Source organism: Stenotrophomonas sp. GD03654 (assembly GCF_029845105.1).
GTDB classification, from domain to species: domain Bacteria; phylum Pseudomonadota; class Gammaproteobacteria; order Xanthomonadales; family Xanthomonadaceae; genus Stenotrophomonas; species Stenotrophomonas africana.
Window position 1 is genome coordinate 58,623 of record NZ_JAOCLC010000002.1, and the last position, 25,018, is coordinate 83,640.

Below are 25,018 nucleotides of genomic sequence, written 5' to 3' on the forward strand. Positions count from 1 at the left end.
CGCTTCACCGACTACCCGGTGACGCAACTACAGGCCGGCACGTGCTGCCGGGACACGCGTTGAAGCTGATCCGGAAAGAGGCGGTGCGCGGGGCGCTGGAGATACACTCAGGCGTGCACATTCAATCGGGCCGCGTTGCAATGGACCCTCTCGACAGCTGGTTGCCCATCACCCGCGAAGAACTGGAAGCCCTGATCGCGCGGCAACTGCAGGACTGCTCACCGGGGCATCGAGCCATCTTCGAGTCTCTGCGTGTGCCATTGCGCGCAATGCCACTGCACAGGCTGCGTACCATCGAGTCGGTATGGGTGGTCGCACAACTGCCCGAGGGGCTGCTTTACTACGAGGACGTTGAGGAAGGATTCGAGGTAGGCACGCCGGGTGAGGATGGTGTCTTGCCGGACCGAGGTTGTTCTCAACTGACACTGACCCAAGTTCTCCATCGCATGCTGATCTGATCAGGTCCCGCAGATCGCCGCACCCGCCCGTGTTCCGGGCGCTCTTCTGGCGGCACCAGTGCATTTCACCGCATCCTGCAAGGCCTTCAGCCACAGTGGCCGCTGTCCGTCTGCTCCCGCTGCGTCCACACTGTCCTGCATGACCGATCTCCATCGCCTCCGCGGCCGCATCACCGCGCTGGTTCTCAGCGAGGCCTGGCGTCGCCGTGCCGCGCTCTGGGGTGGTGCCGTGGCCGTGGCGCTGGTGGCCATCCTGTTTGCCAAGGCCAGTGACGCCGCCTTTCATGTATTCCAACGGATCACAACGCACTCGCCGTGGTGGGCCCTGCTGCTCACGCCCGGCATCTTCGCGCTGCTGGCCTGGTTGACCGCCGGTGTGCTGAAACCCACGCGGGGCAGCGGTATTCCGCAGGTCATCGCTGCGTTGGACAAGCCCGATGAGCCATTCCGGAAGACCAATCTTTCGCCTGCGGTCTCAGCCGGCAAGCTGCTGCTGACCTCGTTGTCGCTGCTCGGCGGCGCATCGGTCGGGCGCGAGGGTCCCACGGTGCATGTGGGCGCCAGCCTGATGTACCTGTTCGGCCGCTGGTTCGGTTTCAAGGATCCCCGCGAGCTCTCGCACTTCCTGCTGGCCGGTGGTGCTGCCGGCATTGCGGCGGCGTTCAACACACCGCTGGCGGGTATCGTCTTCGCCATCGAAGAGCTCAGCGGCCGCTTCGAGCATCGCTTCTCAGGCACGTTGCTGACCGCGGTGATCGTCGGTGGCGTGGTGTCGCTGGGCCTGCTGGGCAACTACACCTACTTCGGCCATGTGAGCGCACGCCTGCCGCTCGGCCAGGGCTGGCTGGCCATCCTGCTATGCGGCGTGGTGGCGGGCTTGCTGGGAGGCCTGTTCGCACGCGCGGTATTGGCCAGTGCGGCGGGCCGCCCGCGTTGGCTCGGGCAACTGCGGCAGCGGCATCCGGTTCTGTTGGCCGCAGGCTGCGGTCTGGTGGTGGTACTGCTCGCCCTGGTCTTCGGTGAAGGCGCGTTCGGCACCGGCTACGAGCAGGCGCGCAGCCTGGTGCAGGGGCAGGCGATGGTCGGCCATGAGTTCGGGTTGATGAAGTTGTTGGCCAACCTCGCGTCGTACGTGGCCGGTATTCCCGGCGGCCTGTTCTCGCCGGCGCTGGCAGTCGGCGCTGGACTCGGCCACAACCTGGCGGTGCTGATGCCGGGCGTGGACCCGCGCGCGTTCGTACTGCTGGGCATGTGTGCCTACCTGACCGGCGTCACCCAGGCGCCACTGACCTCGGCGGTGATCTCGCTGGAGCTGACCGACAGTGGTGATCTGCTGCTGCCGATCCTGGCCACGGTGCTGATCGCGCGTGGCGTGTCCGGGCTGGTGTGCAGGGTGCCGATCTACCGCGGGTTGGCGGAGTTGTTGATGGTGCCCCGTGCGCCAGACGTCGCGGGGGGCACCGATCCTGGAGCGCGGACCTGAGGCAGGCTCATGTGCCCTGGCGCAGCCAGGCCACCAGTGCCGAGAACGCGGGCGATGGCTGGCGTCGGTTCGGGTAGTACAGGTGGTAACCGGCGAAGGGCACGCACCATTTGTCCAGCACGGCCACCAGGCGCCCAGCCGCCAGATGCTCGGTGACCAGTGGTTCGGGAACATAGGCCAGCCCCAGACCGTCAAGCGCGGCGTTGATGACGTGACTCATGCTGTTGAACACCAGCGGTCCCTCCCCGCGCACGCTGAACTCCTTGCCCTTGTCCTCGAATTCCCAGGCGTAGATCGATCCGTTGGGACGGTGGCGGATGTTGATGCAGCGGTGGCGGGTGATGTCGGCCGGCTTCTTCGGCTTCGGGTGCGCGTCGAAGTATGCAGGTGAGGCCACTACGACCAGCCTCCAGTCTGGACCGACACGAACTGCGATCATGTCCTTGCTCAGCGCCTCACCCAGGCGGATGCCGGCGTCGAAACGCTGCTCGACCACGTTGGTGAACCCGTAGTCCACGTAGAACTCCAGCGTGATGTCCGGGTACGTGGCCAGGAAGCCAGCGAGACGCGGGCGGATGATCATCTCGATCGAATCGTCGGTACAGGAAATCCGCAGTGTTCCGGTCGGGGTGTCGCGCAGTTCGCCCAGTGCCTCGATGCTGGCGCCGATGGCCGCGAAGTGAGGGCCGATGGAGTGCATCAGACGCTCGCCGGCCTGGGTGGGCGAAACATTGCGGGTGGTGCGGGCCAACAGGCGGATGCCCAGTCGCTCTTCCAGCAGGCGCATCGAATGGCTCAACGCCGAAGGAGTGACGCCGAGGCGCGCAGCTGCCTTGGTAAAGCTCTGTTCCTGCGCGACAACCAGGAACGCCTGGAGATCATTGGATTTCACGAAGGCCATGGCGCTGCATCGTTCGGAGGCATGGCCGAACCCTAGCACGGACTTGTGAGCACAGCTCAGTAATCCATCAATCGGCAGGTGGATTATCAGGGCAGGCCCCCCCGCCTATCGTGGCGCCCTGCATCCTCCTCCAAGGCCACGACCATGAAGCGCACCTCCCTGCTGCTGGCGCTGATCACCAGTGCATTCGCCCCTTTGACCGTGATGGCCGCCGATGTTCCTGTTGCGGAAAAGCCGGCGGGCGCGGACAACTTCTACAGAAGCGCCGATGTATCCCGCGAGCGTGTGACGTTCCGCAACCAGTACCAGATGAGCGTAGTGGGTACGTTGTACCGCCCGAAAACCCGGCGCGGGAATGAGCACGCCCCGGCGATCATCGTCGGCCACCCGATGGGCGCGGTGAAAGAGCAGAGCGCGCAGCTGTACGCGCAGAAGCTGGCCGAGCAGGGCTTTGTGACGCTGGCGATCGACCTGCCGTTCTGGGGCGAAAGCCAGGGTGAGCCGCGCAATCTGGTGGCCCCGGAGATCTATGTGGAAGCCTTCAGCGCTTCGGTCGACTACCTGGGGACGCGCGAGTTCATCGATCGGGAGCGCATCGGCGTGCTCGGTATCTGCGGCAGCGGCAGCTTTTCCATCGCAGCCGCCAAGCTGGACCCACGCCTGAAGGCCGTCGCCACCGTCAGCATGTACGATATGGGCGCGGTTACACGCAATGGCCTGAAGCATTCGCAGAGCGCAGACCAGCGCAAGGCACTGCTGGAAAAAGCCGCCGAGCAGCGCTACACCGAGTTCGATAGTGGCAAGGGCGTCTTCCTCGATTATCTGCCGGCCACGCTGCCGCCCGATGCAGACCCGGTCACCCGTGAATTCTGGGATTTCTACCGCACCACGCGCGGCGCCGCCCTTCCCAAGGGCTATACGCTGGAACAGACCCAGAACCGCATGCTGACCAGCGAAGTGCGCTTCATGAATTTCTATCCGTTCAACGACATCGAAACGATCTCGCCACGTCCCATGTTGTTCATCGCCGGCAGCGAAGCGCACTCTCGTGAATTCAGCGAAGACGCCTACCGACTGGCGGGTCAACCCAAGGAGTTGTATATCGTGCCGGGAGCCGGCCACGTGGATCTGTACGACCGCACCGATTTGATTCCGTTTGCGAAGCTGGGCAGCTTCTTCAGGCAGAACCTGGCAGAACGTTGAGATGAGTGCTTCGATCGCATCCAACGCAACGGCGGAAGGCACTCCTGCGCGTGCGCATTGGGGCGGTGTGCTGGCGATGACGCTATGCGTGTTCGCTCTCATCGCTTCGGAGTTCATGCCGGTCAGCCTGCTCACGCTCATGGCCGCCGATCTGCGCGTAAGCGAAGGCCTGGCCGGCTACGGCATCGCCATCTCAGGTGTGTTCGCGGTGCTGACCAGCCTGTCGATCAGCCGCGTGGCGGCTCGCATGGACCGCAGGACACTACTGCTGTCGTTGACCTCGCTGATGGCAGTCTCCGGCGCGGTGGTGGCATGGGCCAACGGCTATGCGATGTACATGGCGGGCCGCGCGCTGATCGGCATCGTCATCGGTGGCTTCTGGTCGATGTCCGCCGCCACCGCCATGCGACTGGTACCTGCGGCACAGGTGCCACGCGCACTGGCGATCTTCAACGGGGGCAATGCATTGGCAACTGTGATTGCCGCGCCGCTGGGGAGCTGGCTGGGCGGTGTGATCGGTTGGCGGGGTGCCTTCCTGTGCCTGTTGCCCATAGCGGCCGTCGCACTGGTGTGGCAATGGCTGAGCCTGCCCCGCCTGCCGGCATCGCCCGTCGCCGCGACCGACAGTGTGCTGGGCTTGCTCAGCCACCGCGTCGTGCTCCTCGGGATGGGGGCCTGCGGCGCATTCTTCATGGGGCAGTTCGCACTGTTCACTTATATCCGGCCGTTCCTGGAAGCCGTGACCCATGCTGGCAGCACCGCGTTGCCATTGATGCTGCTTGCCATTGGCGCGAGCGGCGTTGTCGGGACGCTCGTCATTGGTGTCTTTCTTGCGCGTGGTCTGTACAGGACCCTGATCGCAATCCCCGTACTGATGGCAGCTGTGGCTGTAGCGCTGGTGCCACTGGGCGCATACGCATGGCCGGTGGTGACGCTCCTTGCCATCTGGGGTTTCCTCGCCACCGCGGCGCCAGTGGGCTGGTGGAGCTGGGTCGCGCGGACCTTCACCGGCAGTGCCGAGGCCGGTGGCGGATTGATGGTGGCGGTAGTGCAGTGCTCGATCGCGCTGGGCTCCACCCTGGGGGGACTGTTGTTCGACAGTCTCGGCTATGCCAGCAACTTCATGGCCAGCGCCGGCGTCCTGCTGGTCGCCGCACTGTTGGCTTGGCGGACGGCAAAACGGGCTGCTCTGCTCCTGTAGGGCGCGCGCCGCAATTGTGGGGCGCCAGCGGTCTGCACGATCTGCCGATAGGCACGTTCCATTGCTCGGATAATCAGGATCAATCATTTCGTATCTTCACTCCTGTAGTGAAGCTGATTCCCCGTTGCACCGTCTACCCGATGCCAGGTGCGCCGCTGAAGATGCACCCACGCCGGGGCTGCACCCGGACCTGCATCGAGAGCGACCATGATCAACTGCCGTATCCGCCGCCTGGCGGCTGCCGTGCTGGCCCTGGCCAGTTCCCCCGCGCTGGCGCTGGCAGGCACGCCTGTGCTGCCCAGCGAACGCAGCATCGGCATCATCGAGCCGGTGGCGCGTTTCGAGGGCGCCATGCCCACCAGCGTGGCGGTGTCCGAGACCGGGCGGATCTTCGTCAACTTCCCGCGCTGGGGCGATGAGGTGCCCTACAGCGTGGCCGAGTGGCGCGATGGCCATGCCGTGCCCTATCCGGATGCGCGCATCAACCGCAAGGACGGCCCCGATCCGGCGGCCCACTTCATCAGCGTGCAGAGTGTGGTGGCCGATGGCCAGGGCCGGTTGTGGGTGCTGGATACCGCCGCGCCCGGGTTCTCTGCGCCACAGGCCGGCGGCGCCAAGCTGGTGGCGATCGATCTGGCCACCAATACCGTAGCCAGAACGCTGGTGTTCCCGGCCAACGTCATCGACGCGCGCACCTACGTCAACGATGTGCGCTTCGATTTCCGTGTCGGCCGCGAGGGCGTCGCCTACGTGACCGACTCGTCGCTGAGCGGCATCGGCGGCATCATCGTGATCGACCTGGCGACCGGCGCCGCGTCCAAGCGCCTGATCGGTCATGTGTCCACATCGGCGGATCCGGCATTCGTACCGATCGTGGAAGGACAGCAGATGCGGCTGCGTAACGCGGATGGTTCGACGCAGCCGTTCACCGTGGCTGCCGATGGCATTGCGTTGTCGCCCGATGGCAGCACGCTGTTCTACACCCCGCTGTCCAGCCGCCATCTGTACAGCGTGCCGACCGCCTTGCTGCGCGACCCCAAGGTAAGTGAGGCGGCGCTGGCTGCGGCCGTGGTCGACCTGGGCGACAAGGGCGCGTCCGATGGTATGGAGATGGACGCCAACGGCCGGCTGTATGCCAGCGACTACGAGCACAACGCCATCCATGCCCGTGATGCGCAGGGGCGCTGGACGACCGTGGTGCACGATCCACGCATCCTGTGGCCCGATACCTTGTCGATGGGACCCGACGGCTATCTGTACTTCACCGCCAACCAGCTGCATCGGCAGGCCGGATTCAATGGTGGCGTTGATCGTCGGCAGACGCCGTACATGGTGTATCGCACCCGGGTGGATGCGAATCCTGCGCCAACGCGGTGAGGTGATCGGGGTAGCGGGTGGGCGATAAAACCCCTACGGCTCGTTGAGGGCACCCCCGATGGCAGCCCGCTGACGGCGGCGACATGCTGAAGTGCATGTCTGTCTTCTTCGACCCGGGCCGCCACGTGCAGGCCGCACTTCGCGTGCTGCTACCGCTTCGTTGCCTGGTCTGCGGTGACCCAGGCCACGATGGACTCGATCTCTGCGATGCCTGCCTGGCCGGACTGCCCTGGGCCGGTCGGGCCTGCCTGCGCTGCGCGTTGCCGTTGCCGGACACCGCGTTGATCGTCTGCGGGACCTGCCGTGAGGAGGTCCCGCCACAGGCCGCCACCCATGCCAGCCTGCTGTACCTGCCGCCTGTCGATCAGCTGCTGGTGCGCTACAAGTTCCATCAGGATCTCGCAGCCGGACGCCTGCTCGCGCAGCTGATGCAACGCGCACCGCCGCCGTGGTGGTGTCCGCCGCTGGTGCCGGTGCCGCTGCACAATCGCCGGTTGCGCCAGCGCGGCTACAACCAGGCGGGCGAGCTGTGCCGGTTGCTGCCGATGCCGGTCTGGCAGGGGCTGTACCGGCGGCGGCATACCGCACCACAGTCCGAGCGCACGGCCGAACAGCGCCGGGAAAATCTGTTCGACGCGTTTGCGGTTCGTGGTCCGGTCCCCACGCGGCTGACCGTGGTCGATGATGTGATGACCACCGGCAGTACGGTGATGGAGGTCGCCGAGACGCTGCGCCTGGCGGGCGCTGCGGAGGTGCGTGTGTGGGTCTGCGCGCGGGCGCCGTGATCGCCCTCTTCATCCACAGGGGCTAGGATGAGGCCGGTTCCGGATCGAAGGAGTGGCCATGAATTCCCCCTTGTCTCCCTTACTGTCGGCGGTTGGGCGCAGCTGGTGGATCCTGCTGCTGTACGGACTTGTCGCACTGGGTTTCGGCATCATCGCCATCGGCTGGCCGCTTTCCGCAGCGATGGCACTGGCGTGGACACTGGGCGTGATGGCCATCGTTGAAGGCGTCATCAGCCTGTTCGCACTGATCAGCGGCGGCAGTGGTGCCTCGCGTGGGTGGCTGGCGCTGTACGTAATCGCCTCATTGGGCTTCGGCATCCTGGCGGTGATCAATCCGCTGGCCACCGCCAGCGTGCTGGTGCTGTTCCTGGCGGCGTGGCTGCTGGTGGCCGGTATCTATCGCATCGTGTTCGCGATCCGCGTGCGCAAGCAGATCCAGGGCGAGTGGCTGCTGATTCTCAGTGGCGTGCTGGCGGTGGTGCTGGGCCTGCTGTTTGCGGCCAATCCGTATGCAGGCGTGGCGGTGACCACGCTGTGGATCGGCATCGGCAGTCTGCTGTATGGGTTGCTGCAGGTGCTGGTGGCGTTCAAGCTGCGGAAGCTGAAATGAGGGCGGCCTATCCTCTGTTGTTGGCAACGGTGCTTGGCCTGACCGGATGCCTGTCAGGCACCACGTCTGGTGCGAAGGCCGGAGCGGACCATCCGCCGCTTGCCGGTGTGGACGTTCGGCTGAGCGCGGTTGATGTGGCCGGGAAGGACACAGGGGTGCAGTGGCAGGACGAGTGGTTGACGCTTCGGGAACCCCCGATCGCGAGCAGCGCAGACATCGCCGATGTGCGCCCGGTACCGGATGATTACGGCATGACGGCGTTGCAGATCCGCTATCGGCCCGAAGCGCACCAGCGCATACACGATGGCACGGCGGCCCTGGTCGGTCAGCGCATCGCGATCAGTGTGGATGGTCGTGTGGTGACGGTGGCGACGGTACAGGGACCGTTTTCTGAATCGATGAGTCTGAGCGGGTTGCCGGGCAAGGACGAAGCGCAGGAGCTGGCCAGGCACATCACGGGCGAATGACGGGCGTGCCCACACCCCCGCCCTGGGCGCGGAGGTAGACCCTGGTCGACCGCTACCGGGCGAACCGCGCCTCGATTTCTTCCAGTGATTTGCCCTTGGTCTCCGGCAGCCAGAACGCGGCCACCAGGAAGAACACGAAGGTGCACGCCGCCCAGAACACGAACATGCTGGCGTAGCCGTAGTGCCCCACCGTGGGCAGGAAGAGGGCGGCGATGGTGGTCGACACGAACTGGTTGATCAGCAGCGCGATGCTCATGCCGTTGGAGCGGATGCGGTTCGGCATCAGTTCCGACAGTGCCAGCCACACGCAGACGCCGGGGCCGACCGCGAAGAACGCGACGAACACCAGGATGCAGGCGGCCACGGCCCAGCCGTGTGCCGGTGGCGGCACCGGGCCGATGCGGGCCTGCTCGATGCGTAGCGGTGCCCGCGCGGCACTCGCTGGGTCGGCGAACGGATTCAGATGCAGTTTGCGGAAGAACGCACCGATCACGCTGTCCGGCTGCACGGTACCCGCGCGTTCCACGCGCAGCTCGCGGTCGGTCAGGTTGTCGCTGCGCAGGGCGCGCACGTTGGTGAAGTCGCCGTAGGCGTACGACACCGTCAACTGCATCGGTCGGCCTTCGCTGTCGATGCCACCGCTCAGGTGCTGCCACTGTGCGTCATCCAGCACCAGCCGCAGGCCGTCGCCGCTGACCGCCGCCTGCAGCTGCGGCTGCACATCGGCCCGACCGCGCTCGGCCTGGAAGAACAGCGTGGCCGCCGCCAGCAGGGCCACGCAGATGCCGCCGCTGCCGAGCATCAGCAGGAACTTGCGGCCCTTGCGGTCAACCAGCAGCAGCGCGACCACGGTCATCACCGCGTTGAGCAGCTTGATCGCCACGTCGGCACCGTTGGCCACCGAGCCGGACAGGCCGGCCTGGTTGAGGATGTTCACCGCGTAGGCCAGCACCGAGTTGATGCCGGTGGCCTGGGTGCAGGCCAGCACCACGCAGGCCAGCAGGAACGGCACCACGTAGCGGCGGCTGAGCAGCGGATCGCGCTTGCCGTCGCTGCTGCTCGATTCCGGCGCCTGGATCTGGGCCAGCGTGGGCTCGACCTCTGCGGCGGGGAGGACGCGTTGCAGGCTGCGGCGGGCTTCATCGATGCGGCCGCGGCGCACCAGCCAGCGTGGTGATTCGGACAGCCAGAAGATGCCGGCGCAGAACAGCAGGCCCGGCGCCAGGCAGGTCCAGAAGATGGTGCGCCAGGCGTGGTCCTTCACCGCAAACAGCTCCTGCGCCTGCTGCGCGACCGGCAGTGAGCGCACGGCTTCGGCGGCGGCATCCACGGCGTGGGCGTGGTATAGGCCGATCAGAGCTGCCAGCACCAGGCCAACGGTCAGCAGCAGCTGGAACATGGCCGCGCCGCGCCCGCGTCGTTCGGGGCTGAGCACTTCGGCCAGGTACAGCGGAATCACTACGCCGATCAAGCCGCCACTGATGCCCTGCAGCAGGCGACCCAGCAGCAGCGGCGTGTAGCCGGAGGCCAGTGCCATGATCGGAATCGAGGCAGTGAACAGCAGGCCGGCCAGCAGCATCGCGCCGCGGCGGCCGATCAGGTCGGCGATCATGCCGGCGAACAGCGAGGACAGCACGCTGCCCAGCAGTACCGCTGCCACCACGAAGCCGAGCTGCTGGCTGCTGAGCTGCCAGGCGTGGCTGGCGGTCGCTTCAAGATAGGGCAGGGCGCCGGCGATGATGCCGATGTCGATGCCATACAGCAGGCCGCCGAGGCCGCCGATGAAGAGCAGGTAGCGTACGGGCCAGCGCGGAGCGGTGGAAGCGGGTACGGCAGGTGCGGCGGCTGCGGTCATCGGCGTATTCCTGGAATAACGGGGATGGTGCGTGGCTGAGGCATTGCGCTTGCGCGCTTCATGTAGAGCCGAGCCATGCTCGGCTTGCCGCGCGAAGCGCGGCACGGACGTCATCGATGTCGGTATGAAAAACAGCCGAGCATGGCTATGCCGATCGTCCTGATCGGCACCCTCCGGGCCGTCGCAAGCGACGTTGGCAATGGCTCCTGCCATTGCCTTCGGCTCTACAAAAACGCAGATATCAGGCGTTTGCGGCGTTCAAATCGACCACGCGCCCGCCCACCACCACCTGCTGCAAGCGCAGTTCCGCATCCAGCACTACCAGGTCGGCACGGGCGTCGGGCGCGATGCGGCCGCGATCGCCCAGGCCCAGGTAGTCGGCAGGGAAGGTGGAAACACGTTGCGAGGCATCGGCCAGCTCCAGGCCCACACGCACCAGGTTGCGCAGCGCCTGGTCCATGGTCAGCGCGCTGCCGGCCAGCGAACCGGTCGCCAGGCGCACGCAGCCGCCGCACTTGTGCACACGCTGCTCGCCCAGCGCGTACTCGCCATCGGGCATGCCGGTGGCGGCAGTCGCGTCGGTCACCGCATACAGGCGCGGAATCGCGCGCGCGGCCAAGCGGATCACGCCGGGATGGATGTGCTGCAGGTCGGGAATGATCTCGGCGTACTGCGCATGCGCCAGTGCCGCAGCCGCGATGCCCGGGCGATAGTGATCGACGCCGGTCATGCCGTTGAACAGATGGGTGAAGCCGGAGGCGCCGGCCTGCAGGGCAGCAACACCTTCTTCGTAGGTGCCGGCGCTGTGGCCCAGCTGCACGCGGATGCCCATCGCCGAAAGCACAGGTATCAACGCGGTGTGCTCGCCGATCTCCGGTGCCAGCGTCATCACCCGGATCGGCGCCAGCGCGTGCAGCTGCTGCACCAGCGCCAGCGTCGCCTCGATCGTACGGTTGGGCTGTGCACCCAGCCGCTGCGGGCTGATGAACGGTCCTTCCAGATGCACGCCGACGATGCTGGCGGCGTCTGCATCGGGCGCGGCCATGGTGGCGGCCACGCCGTGCAGCGCGTGCTCGATCTCATCCAGGCCGGCGGTCATGGTGGTCGCCAGCAGTGTGGTGGTGCCGAAACGAAGATGGGTGCGGGCGATGGTGCGTGCCACGTCGCCGCCCTGCATCAGGTCCACGCCGGCCGCACCGTGCACGTGCAGGTCGATGAAGCCGGGCAGGATCACCGGCAGCTGCAGGTCGTCGGCACCGCAGTGGTCGTCCACCTGCAGCTGGCGCACGTGCGAATCGAAGTGGACGTGGCCACGCCGCCAACCCAGCGGCGTGAGGATGCGGCCCTGCAGGGTGCGGGTGTCGGTCATGCGGCGGGCTCGGCGATGATCACTTCGATGCCCAGCCGCTGCAGCCCTTCACGGGTTGCGTCGTCGATGCCGGCGTCGGTGATGATGGCGTGGATCTGGTCGAGGCGGGCGATGCGGTGCAGGCTGACGCGGCCGAACTTGGAGGCATCGGTCAGCACCACGATGCGGCGCGCGCGCTCGACCATGCGGTGGTTGAGGCGGGCTTCGGCTTCGTCGTGGGTGGTCAGCCCGAACTGCAGGTCCAGGCCATCCACGCCCAGGAACAGGGTGTCGAAGCTGTAGGAGTTGAGGCTGGCCTCGGCCTGGCTGCCCTGCAGCGACAGCGACTGCTGGCGCAGCAACCCCCCGGTCAGCAGTACGGTGATGCCCGCCGCATTGGCCAGTTCCCAGGCGATGTTCAGGCCGTTGGTCATCACCGTCACGTCGCGATGTGCGCGCAGATGGCGTGCCAGCGTCATCGTGGTCGAGCCGGAGTCGATGATGATGTTGTCGCCGGGCTGCACCAGGCGCGCGGCGCGCGCGCCGATCGATTCCTTCAGCGGAAGGTTCAGTGCATCCTTTTCATGGATGTCCTGTTCCTGCGGCGGCGTGCGCACCAGCGTGGCACCGCCATGGGTTCGGTTGGCCAGGCCCTGCGACTCGAAGTGGGTCAGGTCGGCACGGATCGTCACCGCCGACACGCCGAAGCGCTCTACCAGATCGGCCACCTGCACCGAGCCGTGCTCGATCAGCAGCTGCAGGATCTGTTGCCGGCGGGAGCGGGTGTTGCGCATGGCCATTCTCGGTTTCGCGGGAAAAGGTAGAGATTAGCCGTTCGCAGCAACGCCGGCAGCCGAGCCTGTGTTCCGCGTGCGGGTTCCGGCCTGGTTGGCGCTGCAGGCACGGGCGTACTCGCCCAGGCACAGGCCGATACGGTGCTGCACCAGTGCGGTGGGGGTGTTGGCCAGGGCGCCTTCGCGCACGGCGCGGTACTGCTCCGGCAGGTACTGGCTGAGCAGCACCAGCGGCGGCGCGTGCTGTTCCAGGTTGGCGAACAAGGTCTGCACCGCCTGTACCAGCGCCGGCTCGCCCCAGTAGTAGCGGCAGCGGTCGCTGAAGGAATAGCTGCGCAGCAGGCGCAGCGCGGCGTCATCGCCCTGGTAGTAGGACTGCCAGTACTTCGGCTGCGCCACCATCACTTCTTCCAGCACCTGCGGCAGGCGCGAGCACAGTGCGGCCGGCAACAGTTCAGCCTCGATCGCGGCCAGCGCGAACAGCGCTTCGCGGTAGGCGAAGGTCGCCGCCGGGCCGACCTTGAGGATCGCGAAGTGGTCGCGCACCAGCGCGTGCAGGCCGCTTTCGCGCTGGTAGTCGGTGGAGTGCGCTTCGAACACGATGCGCGGCTGCTGTTCCAGGAAGTCGGCCAGCGCGCTGGCGGCGGCGGCGTCGTACTCGTGCACGCTGCTGTGGTCGAAGTCCACGCCTGGCTGCACCACCATCGCGATCACGCGCTGCCACGCATCGCGCAGTTGCGGCGTATCGAACGCCTGCTGGTGGATGGCCAGGGTCTGCGCAGCGGCGGCCGGCGTGGTCACCTGCAGGCCCTCCGCCAGCGAAGCTTCGCCGCCGGGAATCGGCACTTCGGTACCGATCACGTAGACCGGCGGCGGCAGGCCATGTTCGGCGGCGGTGCGTTCGGCGATCTCGGCCAGCTCGGCCGAGCGCGCGGCAACGATGGCATCGGGCAGCGGCACCGGATCATCGGCGCAGGACATGCTGCAATCCAGGTGGATCTTGTGGAAACCGGCGGCGACGTAGGCTTCGATCAGCACGCGCGCGTGGGTCATCGCTTCGGCGGCCGGGCGCTTCTGCCAGGCATTCGGGCCGAGGTGGTCGCCACCCAGGATCAATCGCTCGCGTGGGAACCCTTCTTCATCGGCCAGGGCACCGACGTAATCACGGTACTGCGGCGGGGTCATGCTGGTGTAGCCGCCGAACTGGTCGACCTGGTTGGAGGTGGCCTCGATCAGCAGCACGGTGCCATGCGCCAGCGCCACGTGCATGGCCGCGCGCAGCACCTGCTCGTTGCTGCAGCAGACGCTGTACAGGCCGACGTTGGCACCGGCGCGGTGGGAGGCAAGCAGGGTCTGCAACGGGGACATGGTCAGGCTCCGGACATCAGGAAAACGAGGGTTGGCAGGCGAGCAGGGCGGCACCACGTGCGCCACCGGCATCGCCGAAGCGCGGCGGCACGATCGGCGGTACCTGCACGCCGTTGAACAGATGGGCGGCGATGGCTGCCGGCAGCTGCTGGTACAGCGGCGCATACTGTGAGAGGCCGCCGCCGAGCACGATCACATGCGGGTCCAGCGCCAGCACCAGCGCGGCCAGGCTGTGGCCAAGCAGATCACGATGGATGTCCAGCGCCTTGCGCGCACGCGCATCGCCGGCCTCGGCCAGTGCGATCACCGCGCTGGCATCGGTGGCGCTGCCACCGAGATGACGTTCGATCATCGCCACACCGCTGCCGGACACATAGCGCTCCACGCAGCCCTGCAGGCCGCAGCCGCAGTCCAGCAGCGGCAGGCCGTGGCGCTGCAGCAGATGGCCGGGCACGCTCCAGTGTCCCCATTCGCCGGCCAGGCCGTTGAAGCCGGACAGCAGCCGGCCCTGCAGGCAGAAGCCACCGCCGGCACCGGTGCCGAGGATGGCGCCGAACATGCTGGGGTAGCCGTCGGCGGCACCGCCATGGGCTTCCGACAGGGCAAAGCACTGCAGATCGTTGCCGAAGTGCAGCGGGCGCTGCAGGCGTGCCTGCAGATCCTGCGCCACGCATTGGCCGGTCAGTGCAGGCACGTTCGCGCTGAGCTGGCGGCCGCTGCGGCGGTCACGCACGCCGGGCAGGGCGATGCCGATGGCCGCATCGCTACGGCCAAGGGCAGCGTCCGCCTCACCCACCAGCGCCACCACCGCCTGCAGGAAGCCGTCGTAGTCTCCCTGTGGGGTGGCCACGCGGCGGCGCCAGGTGACCTGCATCGCCGCATCGCACGCCACCAGCTCGATCTTGGTGCCGCCGATGTCGATGCCGTAGCAGGCGTGCGCGATCAGCTCAGCCATGGTGGATGGTGACGCCCTTGACGACGCGGTTGACGGTGCCGTCCGGGAACGGGTTGTCCGGGGTCAGGCCCAGCGCGGCCGAGCGCCGCAGCGCGAACAGCTGTGCGAAGCCCAGCCAGACCGGCGCCAGCCACGGATCGTCCAGTGCCGGCACGGTGAGGGTGTATTCGTCATCGGCGCCGATGTCCGAATGCGGACCGATCGCCAGGACCTGGCCGGCCACGCCGTCGCGGCGCAGTTCTTCCAGCAGGTCCTGTTCGTAGCGGCGCGCGAGTGGCTGCACGCTGCGCAGCACCACCACCAGGGTGTTGCCATCCAGCGTCGATTTCGGGCCATGACGGAAGCCCAGCGGGGTATTGGCCAGCGCCAGCACCCGGCCGGCGGTCAGCTCCAGCACCTTCAGCGCGCACTCGCGTGCCAGCGCTTCCAGCGGGCCGCTGCCGAGGTAGATGATGCGGTTGAACGGGCGCTGCGCCAGCGCCGCCACCGGTGCATCCCACTGTGCCTGGCCTTCGCGGGCCAGCGCGGCAATCTGTTTCAGACGCGCGATACGCGCATCCCACGGCGAACGATCGAACACGGTCAGTGCGGCCAGCAGCATGCAGGTCAGGCTGCTGGTCATGGCGAAGGCGCGGTCGCAGCTGGCCGACGGCATCAGCAGGGTGCAGGTATCGGCACGGCCGGCGCCACGACGGGCCAGTTCGCCATCTGCATTGCAGGTGATGTCGAGGAAGCGCGCGTCATCCACGTCGCTGCGCACGCGGTCCACCGCCGCCACGCTTTCCGGGCTGGAGCCGCTGCGGCCGAACGAGACCAGCAGGGTCGGCCGGTCGCGCTGCAGGTACAGCGCCGGGTGGGTCAGCAGGCTGGTGGTGTGCACCACGCGCACATCGGCCGGCCATTGCGTGTTGATTGCATCGGCCACCATTTCGGCGATGAAGCCTGAGCTGCCGGCGCCGGTGAACAGCACGCGCTGGTTGGGGTCGTTGAGGCTGTCGCCGAGGAAGGCCTGCAGGCGGTCGCGGGCACGCGACAGGTCCTGTGCGAGGGCTTCCCACAGCGTCGGCTGCTGGGCGATTTCGGTAGCGGTATCGGCTCCGCCAAGGCGCTGCCAGGCGGACACATCGGAAAGCAGGGTGACGTCCATTCGGAGGTTCCAGTTGGGCCAGCGCACCATCTGTGTTTTCTTTCGAAATGTCAAATAGCGAAAGTAAAAAGAAAGAAAATGGAGCGATGGCTTTTCCCGCTGCCGAGTGCCCGGGGAAACGAAAGATCGGGCCGAATGCCGTATCGCACAATGCTTAACAGGCGTCTGCAAGCGCTTACACAAAGTATTGCAACGCAACAACTTTCGTTTCAATGGAATATATCTTCCTTTTTCCTTTCAATTTGTTGACATCTTTCGAATCGCTGCCCTAGAGTCGGCCCAACCGCTTTCGAAACGCCCGGTGAACGGGTTGGGAGTCCGTGTGGAAATCTGCGTTCGTCGCTCGCCGCTGATGCTGGCCCTGTTGCCGGCATTGATGCTGGCGTCCATGCCGGCCCGGGCCGAGTCGGTCGGCAACCTGCGTACGCTCAGCGCCAGCGCCAGCCATGATGGCGTGCAGGGCTGGGACCTGCAGACCGACAAGGGCGCACGCATCCGCATCGAACTGCCGGCCACCGACATCATCCGCGTGCAGGCCGGCCGCAACGGCACGCTGACCGGTGCCGGCGACAAGGCCGCACCGATCGTGCTGCCGCAGCCCAAGGCCAACGTGCAGGCGCAGCTGGAAGAAGACGCGCAGGAAATCCGCGTGCGCACCGATGCCCTGGTGCTGCATGTACAGCGGCAGCCACTGCGCATGCGCCTGGAACGCCTGGACAACGGCCAGACCACCGCGCTGTGGCAGGAACTGCAACCGCTGGACCTGGATGCCACGCAGAGCGTGCAGGTGCTGTCCTCGCAGGCCGATGAGGGCTACTTCGGCGGCGGCCAGCAGAACGGTCGCTACCAGTTCAAGGGTCGCGAGCTGGAGGTGTCCTACTCCGGCGGCTGGGAAGAGGGTGACCGCCCCAGCCCTGCACCGATGCTGCTGAGCAGCCGCGGCTGGGGCATGCTGCGCAACACGTGGAGCGACGGCAGCTACGATCTGCGCGAGGCTGACCAGGCCACGCTGCTGCACCGTGAAGACCGCTTCGATGCGTACTACTTCGTCGGCGCCGACCTGCCAAAGCTGATCGAGCGCTACACCCAGCTGACCGGCCGCCCGAACATGGTCGCGCGCTGGGCGCTGTCCTACGGCGATGCCGATTGCTACAACGATGGCGACAACAGCAAGAAGCCCGGCACCGTCCCCGAGGGCTGGAGTGATGGCCCGACCGGCACTACGCCGGATGTGATCGACAGCGTGGCCAAGCAGTACCGCGCCAACGACATGCCCGGTGGCTGGATCCTGCCCAATGATGGTTACGGTTGCGGCTACAAGCAGTTGCCGGAAACGGTGAAGGGCCTGGCCGGGTATGGTTTCCGCACCGGCCTGTGGACCGAGAACGGCGTCGACAAGATCGCCTGGGAAGTGGGCAAGGCCGGCAGCCGCGTGCAGAAGCTGGACGTGGCCTGGACCGGCAAGGGCTATCAGTTCGCGATGGACGCCAACCGCCAGGCCTTCAACGGCATCCTCGACAATTCCGATTCGCGCCCGTTCCTGTGGACGGTGATGGGCTGGGCCGGCATCCAGCGCTATGCGGTGGCATGGACCGGCGACCAGAGCAGCAGCTGGGATTACATCCGCTGGCACGTGCCGACCCTCGTCGGTTCGGGCTTGTCCGGCATGGCCTACGCCAGCGGCGACGTCGATGCGATCTTCGGTGGCAGCGCCGAAACCTTCACCCGCGACCTGCAGTGGAAGGCGTTCACGCCGGTGCTGATGGGCATGAGCGGCTGGTCGTCGAACGCGCGCAAGCACCCGTGGTGGTACGACGAGCCCTATCGCAGCATCAACCGCGATTACCTGAAGTTGAAGATGCGCCTGACCCCGTACATGTACGGGCTGGTGCACGAGGCCGCGCAGACCGGTGCACCGCCGGTGCGCGGCCTGATGTGGGACAACCCGCGCGATCCGCATGCGCAGGATGAAACCTACAAGTACCAGTTCCTGCTCGGCCGCGACCTGCTGGTGGCGCCGGTGTACCGCAGCCAGGCGGCCAGCCGTGGCTGGCGCCGCGACATCCACCTGCCGGCCGGTGGGTGGATCGACTACTGGGACGGCCGCCGCGTGCAGGCCGGCGCCGATGGCCGCCAGCTCGACCGCCAGGTGGACCTGGCCACGCTGCCGGTGTTCGTGCGCGCCGGTGCGATCCTGCCGATGTACCCGTCGATGCTGTTCGATGGCGAAAAGCCGCTGGATGAAGTGACATTCGACCTGTACCCGCAGGGTGATTCGCAGTACACGCTGTATGAAGACGATGGCAACACCCGCCGCTACCAGCAGGGCGAGTCGAGCACGCAGGTAATCCGCGTGCAGGCACCAGCGCAGCGCAGTGGCCCGGTGCAGGTGCAGATTGATGCCGTGCAGGGCCAGTACAACGGCCAGCTGGCGCAGCGTCGCTATGGCCTGCGCGTGCTCAGCCGCCAGGCGCCACGCGCGGTGCAGGCCGGTGGTCGCGCGCTGCCGGCGCTGGCCGATGCCGCCGCCTTCAACAGCGCCAACGAAGGTTGGTACTTCGATGCCCAGGAGCGCCGCGGCACGCTGCATGTGCGCACCGCCACACAGGACATCCGCCAGCCGCTGCAGCTGCAGCTGGACTTCGCAGTCGCTGCTGCCGTGGCCGACGATGCCTATCCGGCCGCGCCGGTGCTGGGCCGCGAACTGCCGGCCGACAGCCTGCTGGTGGTCAACCGCCCGGCCGAAGAACCCGGCCATGCGCTGGAAAATGCCTTCGATGATGATCCGGGCACCTGGTTCCGCAGCGTGCGCAACCAGGCCGTGCGCACCGGTGCGCATGAGTGGGTGATCGGCTTCGGTGAGCGCAGGATGATCGACGGCATCGAGCTTGCCCCGCGCAACGACAAGAACTGGAAGCACGGCCAGGTACGCGACTACGAGGTCTACCTCGGCGACAGCAATGGCGAGTGGGGCGAGCCGATCGCCCGCGGCCGCCTGCAGCTGAAGGAAGGCATGCAGCGCATCGACTTCCCGGCCCACGCCGGCCGCCTGCTGCGTTTCCGCGTGCTGAGCGTGCAGAACCCCGAAGGCGACGGCGCCAGCAGCGCCGACCCGATGGTCACCGCCGCACAGGGCAGCGCCCGCGCGTTCGATGCATTGCAGCCGCGCGATGTCGGCCCGATCGCACTGTCCACCTTCCACATTCTCGAACACCAGGAACCGGAGCGACCGGCCCGGCAGCGCTATCTCTCCGAGCTGCCGGTGCCGGCCGCGCTGACCAGCCAGGTGCGCACCGACCAGTCCTTCCGTGGCGACGCCGGCATGCGCATGAACGGCCTGCAGTTCCGTCGTGGCCTGGGCGTCGGCGCCAACAGCCGCATCGACCTGCGCCTGCAGGGTGGCTGGCATCTGCTGCGCGCCGACCTCGGCATCGACGACGCCTGCCGCAGCGCCGGTGGCCTGCAGTTCCAGGTCTGGGGTGACAACCGCCTGCTGTACGACAGCGGCCTGGTGAAGGCGCCCGGCGTGGTCAAGCCGGAGCTGGACATCCGTGGCCTTTCCACCCTGAGCCTGCGCACGCTGGGTGCGCAGGGCAGCCAACCCGCCCAGGTCTGCGCCAACTGGGCCAATGCCGTGCTGATCGGCCAGGAGGGCGACTCCGCCAGCATCGTCGCCCCATGACTCCCTCGTAACACCCGCTCCTCCCCCCGCCCATTCCGACTACGGCCCTCATGGCCGTGGCCCGGGAGCGTTTTGCCCGCCGAACGCCCACGCGCTCACTTTTTGCGCCGCACCCCTGCCAGGAGAGAACCCCGATGTTGCCCGCACGCCACCACCGCCCCCCCTGTCGTTCGATCGCTCCGCTGTCGCTGGCCATCGCCGGCGTGCTGCTGTCGGTCGCCGTTCCTGCCTTCGCCCAGGAGAGCAAGGACAAGGCCACCGACCTGGCCCGCATCGAGGTCACCGGCTCCAACATCCGCCGCACCGACGTTGAAACCGCCTCGCCGGTGCAGGTGATCAGCAAGCAGGACATCCAGAACATGGGTGCACGCACGCTGCTGCAGGTGCTGGACAACCTGCCGGCCGCGCGCCCGGCGCAGCAGGACGCGCGTTCGCTGTTCACCGGCTCCGATGGTGCCTCGCAGGCCAACCTGCGTGGCCTCGGTGCCCAGGGCACGCTGGTGCTGCTGAACGGTCGTCGCCTGTCTTACTACGGTGCACCGGCCGGCTTCCAGACCCAGTTCGTCAACATCGATGCGATCCCGGCCGCGGCCATCGAGCGCATGGAAGTGCTGACCGACGGCGCTTCGGCGGTGTATGGCACCGACGCGGTGGCCGGCGTGATCAACGTGATCACCAAGCGCAACTTCCAGGGCGCCGAGATCAGCTTCACCAACGACACCTCCTCGCGCATCGACTCCTACGGCGAGCGCCAGGCCAGCATCACCGCCGGCTTCGGTGACCTGGCCGAGAACCGTTTCAACATCTACGGCGCGGTGAACATGTACCGCCGCGACGCGATCCCGCTGAGCGATTTCTACGACAAGCGGCCCGACCAGTACTACGTCAACAACCCGAATTATCTCAACAACCTGCGCCTGGGCGTGGGCAGCAAGCCGGGCGAGTTCAACCCGGGCAGCTACTTCGCGTTCGATCCGGTCACCGGCCGCCGCGTGCAGGAAGCTGCGCCGGGCTGCAAGAACGTGCTGACCAGTGAAGCGGCTGGTCCGCGTTGCGTCTGGGAAACCTGGATGAACAACGAGATCGATGCCGGCGCCAAGTCCGAGCGCAACACTGCCTACCTCAACGGCACGTTCCTGGTGGGCGACAGCACCGAGATCTTCGCCGAGGCGACCTACACCGACATCGACCTGCGCGCCAACGGCGGCACGCCGCGCACCTACGGCACCACTACCGGCAACCCGACCAGCTGGTTCTCGCGCAACACCGGCAACACCGTCAACCAGTTCCTGTACCCGTTCCTGGGCCCGAACAACGAGTACAACCACGCCAGCCCGCAGATGAAGGCGATGATGGGCGGTGTGGTCGGCCTGAACTACCTGCTGCAGGATGCCGGCCCGAACTATTTCGGCCAGCGCAACACCGACAAGAGCTACCGCGTGCTGGCCGGTGCGCGTGGCAACCGGGGTGACTGGAACTGGGAGACTGCCTTCGCCAGTGCCGGCACCCACTCCACCACGTACCAGACGATCAACGTCAACATCAAGGGCTTCGAGAAGGCGTTCGGACCGTACTCGGTCGATCCGACCACCGGCCGCGTGATCATCTCCGATCATCCGGCGTACAAGTTCGGCGAGATCAGCGAAGCCAACGCCGCGCTGATCCGTGAAGCGTTCCCAACCTTCGACATCCAGTCGTGGACCCGCCTGCATACCCTGGATGGCAAGATCGAAGGCCCGCTGTTCCAGCTGCCGGCCGGCGAGATGCGCGCCGCGTTCGGCTTCAACGCCAGCCGCGAAACCTTCTACACCCCGGGCAACGCCGATGCAGCCAACGGCCTGATCACCCAGCAGGGTGGTTCCTGGTTCGACGGCAAGCGCAACACCTACGCGCTGTTCGCCGAGACCGTGGCGCCGATCACCGACAAGCTGGAGCTGGATGCCGCAGTGCGCGTGGACAAGTACCCGAACTTCAGTGCCAACGTCGCGCCGAAGATCGGCTTCAAGTACCAGGCGTTCGACCAGCTGATGCTGCGCGGTACCTATTCCACCGGCTTCCGTGCTCCGAGCCTGGCCGAGTCCGGCAACGGCGGCGTGTTCGCGCAGCTCGGTGGCTTCCGTGACGAACTGCGCTGCGGCGAGACCAATGCCATCGCCAACCTGCTGCTGAAGTCGCAGCGGCCGGGCGATGTCGATCTGGGCAAGACCCTGCTGAACGTGGATTGCAGCCGCACCGTGGCCCGCATGACCCAGCCGAACAAGGACCTGAAGCCGGAAAAGGCCAAGATCGCCACCCTCGGCTTCGTCTACGAGCCGGCAACCTGGCTGTCGGTGTCGGCCGACTACTGGTTCATCTACCGCGACAATGAAATCGTCGCGCCGGACTACCGCCGCATGGAAGACATCATCTCCTCGTCGCGTTCGCCGATTACCGACAGTGACCGTGCGAACCTGGCACAGCTGGCGGCAATGTGCGCCGATCCGGCCAGCGGCGTGAGCTGCCCGTCGGTGCTGCCGGGCTACTCCGCCGGCAACGTGGCCAGCGTGGTCGGCCAGTACAAGAACCGTGGCAAGACCCTGATCGACGGCTTCGACATCGATGCGCGCAGCCGCTTCTCGCTGGGCGACTGGGGCAACCTGAACATCGGCCTGGCCGCCACCATCGCCAACCGCAACCGTTTCTACATGGATGCGGAGAATGGCTGGTACTACGGCGACGTGGTGGGCTACTACAACAACCCGCGCCTGCGTGCCACGCTCAATGCCGACTGGACCTACAAGCAGGTCACCACCAGCATGTTCGTCAATTATGTCGGTGGCACCAAGTGGGCAACCGACCAGATCGACGAAGAGAGCAACAACAAGGAAACCTGCACCGGCGGCTACCTGGCCCTGCAGAAGAGCAAGTGCGATGGCGCGCCGTCGTGGTGGACCGCCAACATGAGCGTCACCTGGCGCCCGGATGATGCGTGGAACCTGAGCTTCACCGTCAAGAACCTGTTCAACCGCCTGCCGTTCTACGATCCGAACAGCTTCCTGGGTGACTCCAGTGACTACGCAACCATCTTCGGCCGTGGTTACAGTGTGACCATCGGCTACCGTTTCAAGTAATTCCGTTTGCGTGACCCGGCGGGCCGGCTACGGCCGGCTCGCTGCCAAGAGGAGAGATGTTTGCCATGAAGCGTAGGGAATTCATCGCGGCCAGTGCCGCTGTCGCCGCCAGCAGCCTGTTGCCGCAGACCCCGGCCTGGGCACGCGGGCGCAAGGTGCGTCTGGCCATGATCGGCACTGGCATGCGCGGCCTGGTGCTGCTGAAGGAGCTGGTACGTCGCGACGATGTCGAGGTGGTCGCGCTGTGCGACATCGAACCGATCATGCTCGGCCGTGCCATGGACATGGTGGCCAAGGCCGGCAAGCCGGCACCGAAGACCTACGGCCAGGACCGTGACACCAACGCCTGGAAACGCCTGCTGGAACAGAAGGGCATTGATGGCGTGATCATCGCCACGCCGTGGGAGTACCACGCGCCGATGGCGATTGCGGCGATGCAGGCCGGCGTGGCCGTAGGCTGCGAAGTGGTGGCTGGCATCACCCTGCAGGACCACTGGGACGTGCTGAAGACCCAGCTGAGCACGGGCACCCCGTACATGCTGCTGGAGAACGTCTGTTACCGCCGCGACGTGATGGCCGCGCTGCAGATGGTGCGCCAGGGCCTGTTCGGCGAGCTGGTGCACCTGCAGGCCGGCTACCAGCACGACCTGCGCGGCGTGAAGTTCAATTCCGGCGACCCCAACCAGCCCTACGACAGCGGCGTGGAATTCGGCCCCAAGGGCTGGAGCGAAGCACGTTGGCGCACCGAGCATTCGGTGGAGCGCAACGGCGAGCTGTATCCCAGCCACGGCATCGGCCCGTGCGCGATGTACACCGGCATCAACCGTGGCAACCGCTTCACCCACATCAATGCCTTCGCGACCAAGGCGCGTGGCCTGCACGAATACACCGTGGCCAAGAGTGGCGGCACCACCCACCCCAGCACCAAGGTGAAGTTCAAGCTGGGTGACATCGTGACCACCACGCTGGCCTGCGAGAACGGCGAGACCATCCTGCTGCAGCACGACACCTCGCTGCCTCGCCCGTACTCGATGGGCTTCCGCGTGCAGGGCACCAAGGGCCTGTGGATGGACGTGAACCATTCGATCCACATCGAAGGCCGCAGCCCGCCGCACCAGTGGGAGGAGTTCAAGAAGTACCAGGACGAGTACGAGCACCCGCTGTGGAAGCAGAATGCCGACACCGCCGCCAGCGCCGGCCACGGCGGCATGGACTGGTTCGTGATCCATGCGTTCGTGGAAGCGCTGAAGGCCAAGGCGCCGATGCCGATCGACATCTACGACGCAGTGACGTGGAGCGCGATTACCCCGTTGAGCGAGCAGTCGATCGCCAACAGTTTCCAGACGCTGGAGTTCCCGGACTTCACCGCCGGTGCGTGGAAGCAGCGTAAGCCGATTTTTGCGTTCGACGGCAGGTATTGATCCGCTCTCTGTAGAGTCGAGTCATGCTGGACTGTTTTGAACACAACGCCGGGCACTGCCCGGCGTTGCTGTCTGCATCGGTGCGTTGGCACCCGTAGAGCCGAGCCCACGCTCGGCTGTCTTTCCCGCCGGTCGCATTAAACTAGCGGCCCCACCGTTGGCGGAGCCCCATAACATGCCATGGCAGAAGGTCAGCGAACTTCCTGACCAGCGATTCGTCGGCCCCTACGGCATCGAATTCTGGCGAATCCAAGAAGGCCAGGTCTTCCACCAGGGTCGGTTGCTGCGCAAGGCCGACGCAGCGAGCTTCGAGTTCATTCCGGCGCACTACTTCATCGGTCGCGATGCGCACGCGGTCTATCATGCTTGGACCCGGCAGACCTCCATCGACCAGGACAGCTTTCGTCAATGTGGCGCGTACTGGCTGGACAACCACGCCGTCTACTTCGAGCACGAGACCTCGCTGAGGGCGATGGCCGAGGCAGATTGCACGACGTTTCGCGATCTCGGCGGCGGCTACGGGGCCGACGACCATGGCGGCTGGTACTGCGGCCGGCGGATGAAGCACTGCCAGCGTGGCGAGCTGCTGCAAGGGATGCCACAGGACCCCCTGTACGCCGTTGACGACAGCAGCGTCTACTGCGACGGGAAGCCTCTGCCCGGCGTGGATCACGCGCGCTGGCGGTTGCTGGGCGGACGCTTCTCGGGCGATGGCGGCCGTGTCTACTACTTGGAACGGAAGCTGCCGCGCGTGGATGTGGCGTCGTGGCGTCGTGGCGCCTGTTGCAGGGGAGCTGGTCGCGGGACCACAAACACCTGTTCCATATGTTCATGATCGACCGACCCGATGCTG

The 25,018-nt window shown here is 66.4% G+C and carries 19 protein-coding genes; 12 read left to right on the forward strand and 7 right to left on the reverse strand.

Annotated elements, in window-relative coordinates; translation table 11 throughout:
- Positions 1–59: 59 nt before the first annotated feature.
- Together N5J73_RS01395 and N5J73_RS01400 are read left to right on the forward strand one after the other, a co-directional pair.
- Positions 60–458, forward strand: a complete 399-nt coding sequence (locus N5J73_RS01395) for a hypothetical protein (RefSeq protein ID WP_239508855.1) — start codon at positions 60–62, stop codon at positions 456–458.
- A 139-nt stretch (positions 459–597) separates the two neighbouring features.
- A complete protein-coding gene (locus tag N5J73_RS01400; RefSeq protein WP_049444275.1) occupies positions 598–1,941 on the forward strand; it encodes a chloride channel protein in 1,344 nt (447 codons plus the stop codon).
- Between the two features lie 7 nt (positions 1,942–1,948).
- Here N5J73_RS01400 and N5J73_RS01405 read toward each other — a convergent pair whose 3' ends face one another.
- Entirely contained in the window at positions 1,949–2,842 is an 894-nt protein-coding gene (locus N5J73_RS01405) for a LysR family transcriptional regulator (protein ID WP_049444277.1), read from the reverse strand.
- A gap of 144 nt (positions 2,843–2,986) precedes the next feature.
- Between N5J73_RS01405 and N5J73_RS01410 the strand changes: the two genes are divergently transcribed.
- The 6 genes from N5J73_RS01410 to N5J73_RS01435 all read left to right on the forward strand — a co-directional run bounded on the left by N5J73_RS01410 (position 2,987) and on the right by N5J73_RS01435 (position 8,485).
- Complete coding sequence (locus N5J73_RS01410; protein ID WP_049444280.1) at positions 2,987–4,045, forward strand: alpha/beta hydrolase; 1,059 nt, start codon at positions 2,987–2,989, stop codon at positions 4,043–4,045.
- Between the two features lies 1 nt (position 4,046).
- On the forward strand, positions 4,047–5,246 hold the full coding sequence (locus N5J73_RS01415; RefSeq protein ID WP_049444282.1) for an MFS transporter: 1,200 nt from the start codon (positions 4,047–4,049) through the stop codon (positions 5,244–5,246).
- A 207-nt stretch (positions 5,247–5,453) separates the two neighbouring features.
- Positions 5,454–6,623 (forward strand): L-dopachrome tautomerase-related protein, encoded by a 1,170-nt coding sequence (locus N5J73_RS01420; protein ID WP_049444285.1) that lies wholly within the window; start codon positions 5,454–5,456, stop codon positions 6,621–6,623.
- 95 nt (positions 6,624–6,718) lie between these two features.
- Positions 6,719–7,408 carry a ComF family protein gene (locus N5J73_RS01425; RefSeq protein ID WP_057500804.1) on the forward strand — a complete coding sequence of 230 codons (690 nt, stop codon included), beginning with the start codon at positions 6,719–6,721 and terminating at the stop codon, positions 7,406–7,408.
- Positions 7,409–7,466: 58 nt separating this feature from the next.
- Positions 7,467–8,018, forward strand: coding sequence for an HdeD family acid-resistance protein (locus tag N5J73_RS01430; protein ID WP_049444286.1), 552 nt, complete (start codon positions 7,467–7,469; stop codon positions 8,016–8,018).
- Positions 8,015–8,485 carry a hypothetical protein gene (locus N5J73_RS01435; RefSeq protein WP_049444288.1) on the forward strand — a complete coding sequence of 157 codons (471 nt, stop codon included), beginning with the start codon at positions 8,015–8,017 and terminating at the stop codon, positions 8,483–8,485. The genes N5J73_RS01430 and N5J73_RS01435 overlap by 4 nt, the downstream gene beginning before the upstream one ends.
- A gap of 52 nt (positions 8,486–8,537) precedes the next feature.
- On the opposite strand, the gene N5J73_RS01440 is transcribed toward N5J73_RS01435, so the two are convergent.
- The 6 genes from N5J73_RS01440 to N5J73_RS01465 form a co-directional block, all read right to left on the reverse strand.
- A complete protein-coding gene (locus tag N5J73_RS01440; RefSeq protein ID WP_049444290.1) occupies positions 8,538–10,340 on the reverse strand; it encodes an MFS transporter in 1,803 nt (600 codons plus the stop codon).
- Between the two features lie 241 nt (positions 10,341–10,581).
- The gene (gene nagA, locus N5J73_RS01445; protein WP_279940472.1) at positions 10,582–11,709 is read right to left on the reverse strand and encodes an N-acetylglucosamine-6-phosphate deacetylase; all 1,128 of its coding nucleotides are present in this window, start codon (positions 11,707–11,709) and stop codon (positions 10,582–10,584) included.
- Positions 11,706–12,482 carry a DeoR family transcriptional regulator gene (locus N5J73_RS01450; protein WP_049444377.1) on the reverse strand — a complete coding sequence of 259 codons (777 nt, stop codon included), beginning with the start codon at positions 12,480–12,482 and terminating at the stop codon, positions 11,706–11,708. The genes nagA and N5J73_RS01450 overlap by 4 nt, the downstream gene beginning before the upstream one ends.
- Before the next feature lie 33 nt (positions 12,483–12,515).
- Positions 12,516–13,850: a D-tagatose-bisphosphate aldolase, class II, non-catalytic subunit gene (locus tag N5J73_RS01455; RefSeq protein ID WP_049444294.1), complete on the reverse strand. Its 1,335-nt coding sequence runs from the start codon at positions 13,848–13,850 to the stop codon at positions 12,516–12,518.
- A 16-nt stretch (positions 13,851–13,866) separates the two neighbouring features.
- Positions 13,867–14,805: an ROK family protein gene (locus N5J73_RS01460; RefSeq protein ID WP_049444296.1), complete on the reverse strand. Its 939-nt coding sequence runs from the start codon at positions 14,803–14,805 to the stop codon at positions 13,867–13,869.
- Positions 14,798–15,952 carry an SIS domain-containing protein gene (locus N5J73_RS01465; RefSeq protein WP_164078553.1) on the reverse strand — a complete coding sequence of 385 codons (1,155 nt, stop codon included), beginning with the start codon at positions 15,950–15,952 and terminating at the stop codon, positions 14,798–14,800. The genes N5J73_RS01460 and N5J73_RS01465 overlap by 8 nt, the downstream gene beginning before the upstream one ends.
- Positions 15,953–16,274: 322 nt before the next feature.
- Between N5J73_RS01465 and N5J73_RS01470 the strand changes: the two genes are divergently transcribed.
- The 4 genes from N5J73_RS01470 (at position 16,275) to N5J73_RS01485 (ending at position 25,000) form a co-directional block, all read left to right on the forward strand.
- Positions 16,275–19,634, forward strand: a complete 3,360-nt coding sequence (locus N5J73_RS01470; RefSeq protein ID WP_049444300.1) for a TIM-barrel domain-containing protein — start codon at positions 16,275–16,277, stop codon at positions 19,632–19,634.
- Positions 19,635–19,768: 134 nt separating this feature from the next.
- Positions 19,769–22,744 (forward strand): TonB-dependent receptor, encoded by a 2,976-nt coding sequence (locus tag N5J73_RS01475; protein WP_049444302.1) that lies wholly within the window; start codon positions 19,769–19,771, stop codon positions 22,742–22,744.
- A gap of 65 nt (positions 22,745–22,809) precedes the next feature.
- Positions 22,810–24,165 (forward strand): Gfo/Idh/MocA family oxidoreductase, encoded by a 1,356-nt coding sequence (locus N5J73_RS01480; protein ID WP_049444379.1) that lies wholly within the window; start codon positions 22,810–22,812, stop codon positions 24,163–24,165.
- Positions 24,166–24,340: 175 nt separating this feature from the next.
- Positions 24,341–25,000, forward strand: coding sequence for a DKNYY domain-containing protein (locus N5J73_RS01485; RefSeq protein WP_199120742.1), 660 nt, complete (start codon positions 24,341–24,343; stop codon positions 24,998–25,000).
- Positions 25,001–25,018 lie beyond the last annotated feature (18 nt).

Bases quoted from the DNA above. Each gene is read 5' to 3' on its own strand.
- N5J73_RS01400 (WP_049444275.1), top strand. From the start codon at position 598: ATGACCGATCTCCATCGCCTCCGCGGCCGCATCACCGCGCTGGTTCTC.
- N5J73_RS01405 (WP_049444277.1), bottom strand. From the start codon at position 2,842: ATGGCCTTCGTGAAATCCAATGATCTCCAGGCGTTCCTGGTTGTCGCG.
- N5J73_RS01410 (WP_049444280.1), top strand. From the start codon at position 2,987: ATGAAGCGCACCTCCCTGCTGCTGGCGCTGATCACCAGTGCATTCGCC.
- N5J73_RS01415 (WP_049444282.1), top strand. From the start codon at position 4,047: ATGAGTGCTTCGATCGCATCCAACGCAACGGCGGAAGGCACTCCTGCG.
- N5J73_RS01420 (WP_049444285.1), top strand. From the start codon at position 5,454: ATGATCAACTGCCGTATCCGCCGCCTGGCGGCTGCCGTGCTGGCCCTG.
- N5J73_RS01425 (WP_057500804.1), top strand. From the start codon at position 6,719: ATGTCTGTCTTCTTCGACCCGGGCCGCCACGTGCAGGCCGCACTTCGC.
- N5J73_RS01430 (WP_049444286.1), top strand. From the start codon at position 7,467: ATGAATTCCCCCTTGTCTCCCTTACTGTCGGCGGTTGGGCGCAGCTGG.
- N5J73_RS01435 (WP_049444288.1), top strand. From the start codon at position 8,015: ATGAGGGCGGCCTATCCTCTGTTGTTGGCAACGGTGCTTGGCCTGACC.
- N5J73_RS01440 (WP_049444290.1), bottom strand. From the start codon at position 10,340: ATGACCGCAGCCGCCGCACCTGCCGTACCCGCTTCCACCGCTCCGCGC.
- nagA (WP_279940472.1), bottom strand. From the start codon at position 11,709: ATGACCGACACCCGCACCCTGCAGGGCCGCATCCTCACGCCGCTGGGT.
- N5J73_RS01450 (WP_049444377.1), bottom strand. From the start codon at position 12,482: ATGCGCAACACCCGCTCCCGCCGGCAACAGATCCTGCAGCTGCTGATC.
- N5J73_RS01455 (WP_049444294.1), bottom strand. From the start codon at position 13,850: ATGTCCCCGTTGCAGACCCTGCTTGCCTCCCACCGCGCCGGTGCCAAC.
- N5J73_RS01460 (WP_049444296.1), bottom strand. From the start codon at position 14,805: ATGGCTGAGCTGATCGCGCACGCCTGCTACGGCATCGACATCGGCGGC.
- N5J73_RS01465 (WP_164078553.1), bottom strand. From the start codon at position 15,952: ATGGACGTCACCCTGCTTTCCGATGTGTCCGCCTGGCAGCGCCTTGGC.
- N5J73_RS01475 (WP_049444302.1), top strand. From the start codon at position 19,769: ATGTTGCCCGCACGCCACCACCGCCCCCCCTGTCGTTCGATCGCTCCG.
- N5J73_RS01480 (WP_049444379.1), top strand. From the start codon at position 22,810: ATGAAGCGTAGGGAATTCATCGCGGCCAGTGCCGCTGTCGCCGCCAGC.
- N5J73_RS01485 (WP_199120742.1), top strand. From the start codon at position 24,341: ATGCCATGGCAGAAGGTCAGCGAACTTCCTGACCAGCGATTCGTCGGC.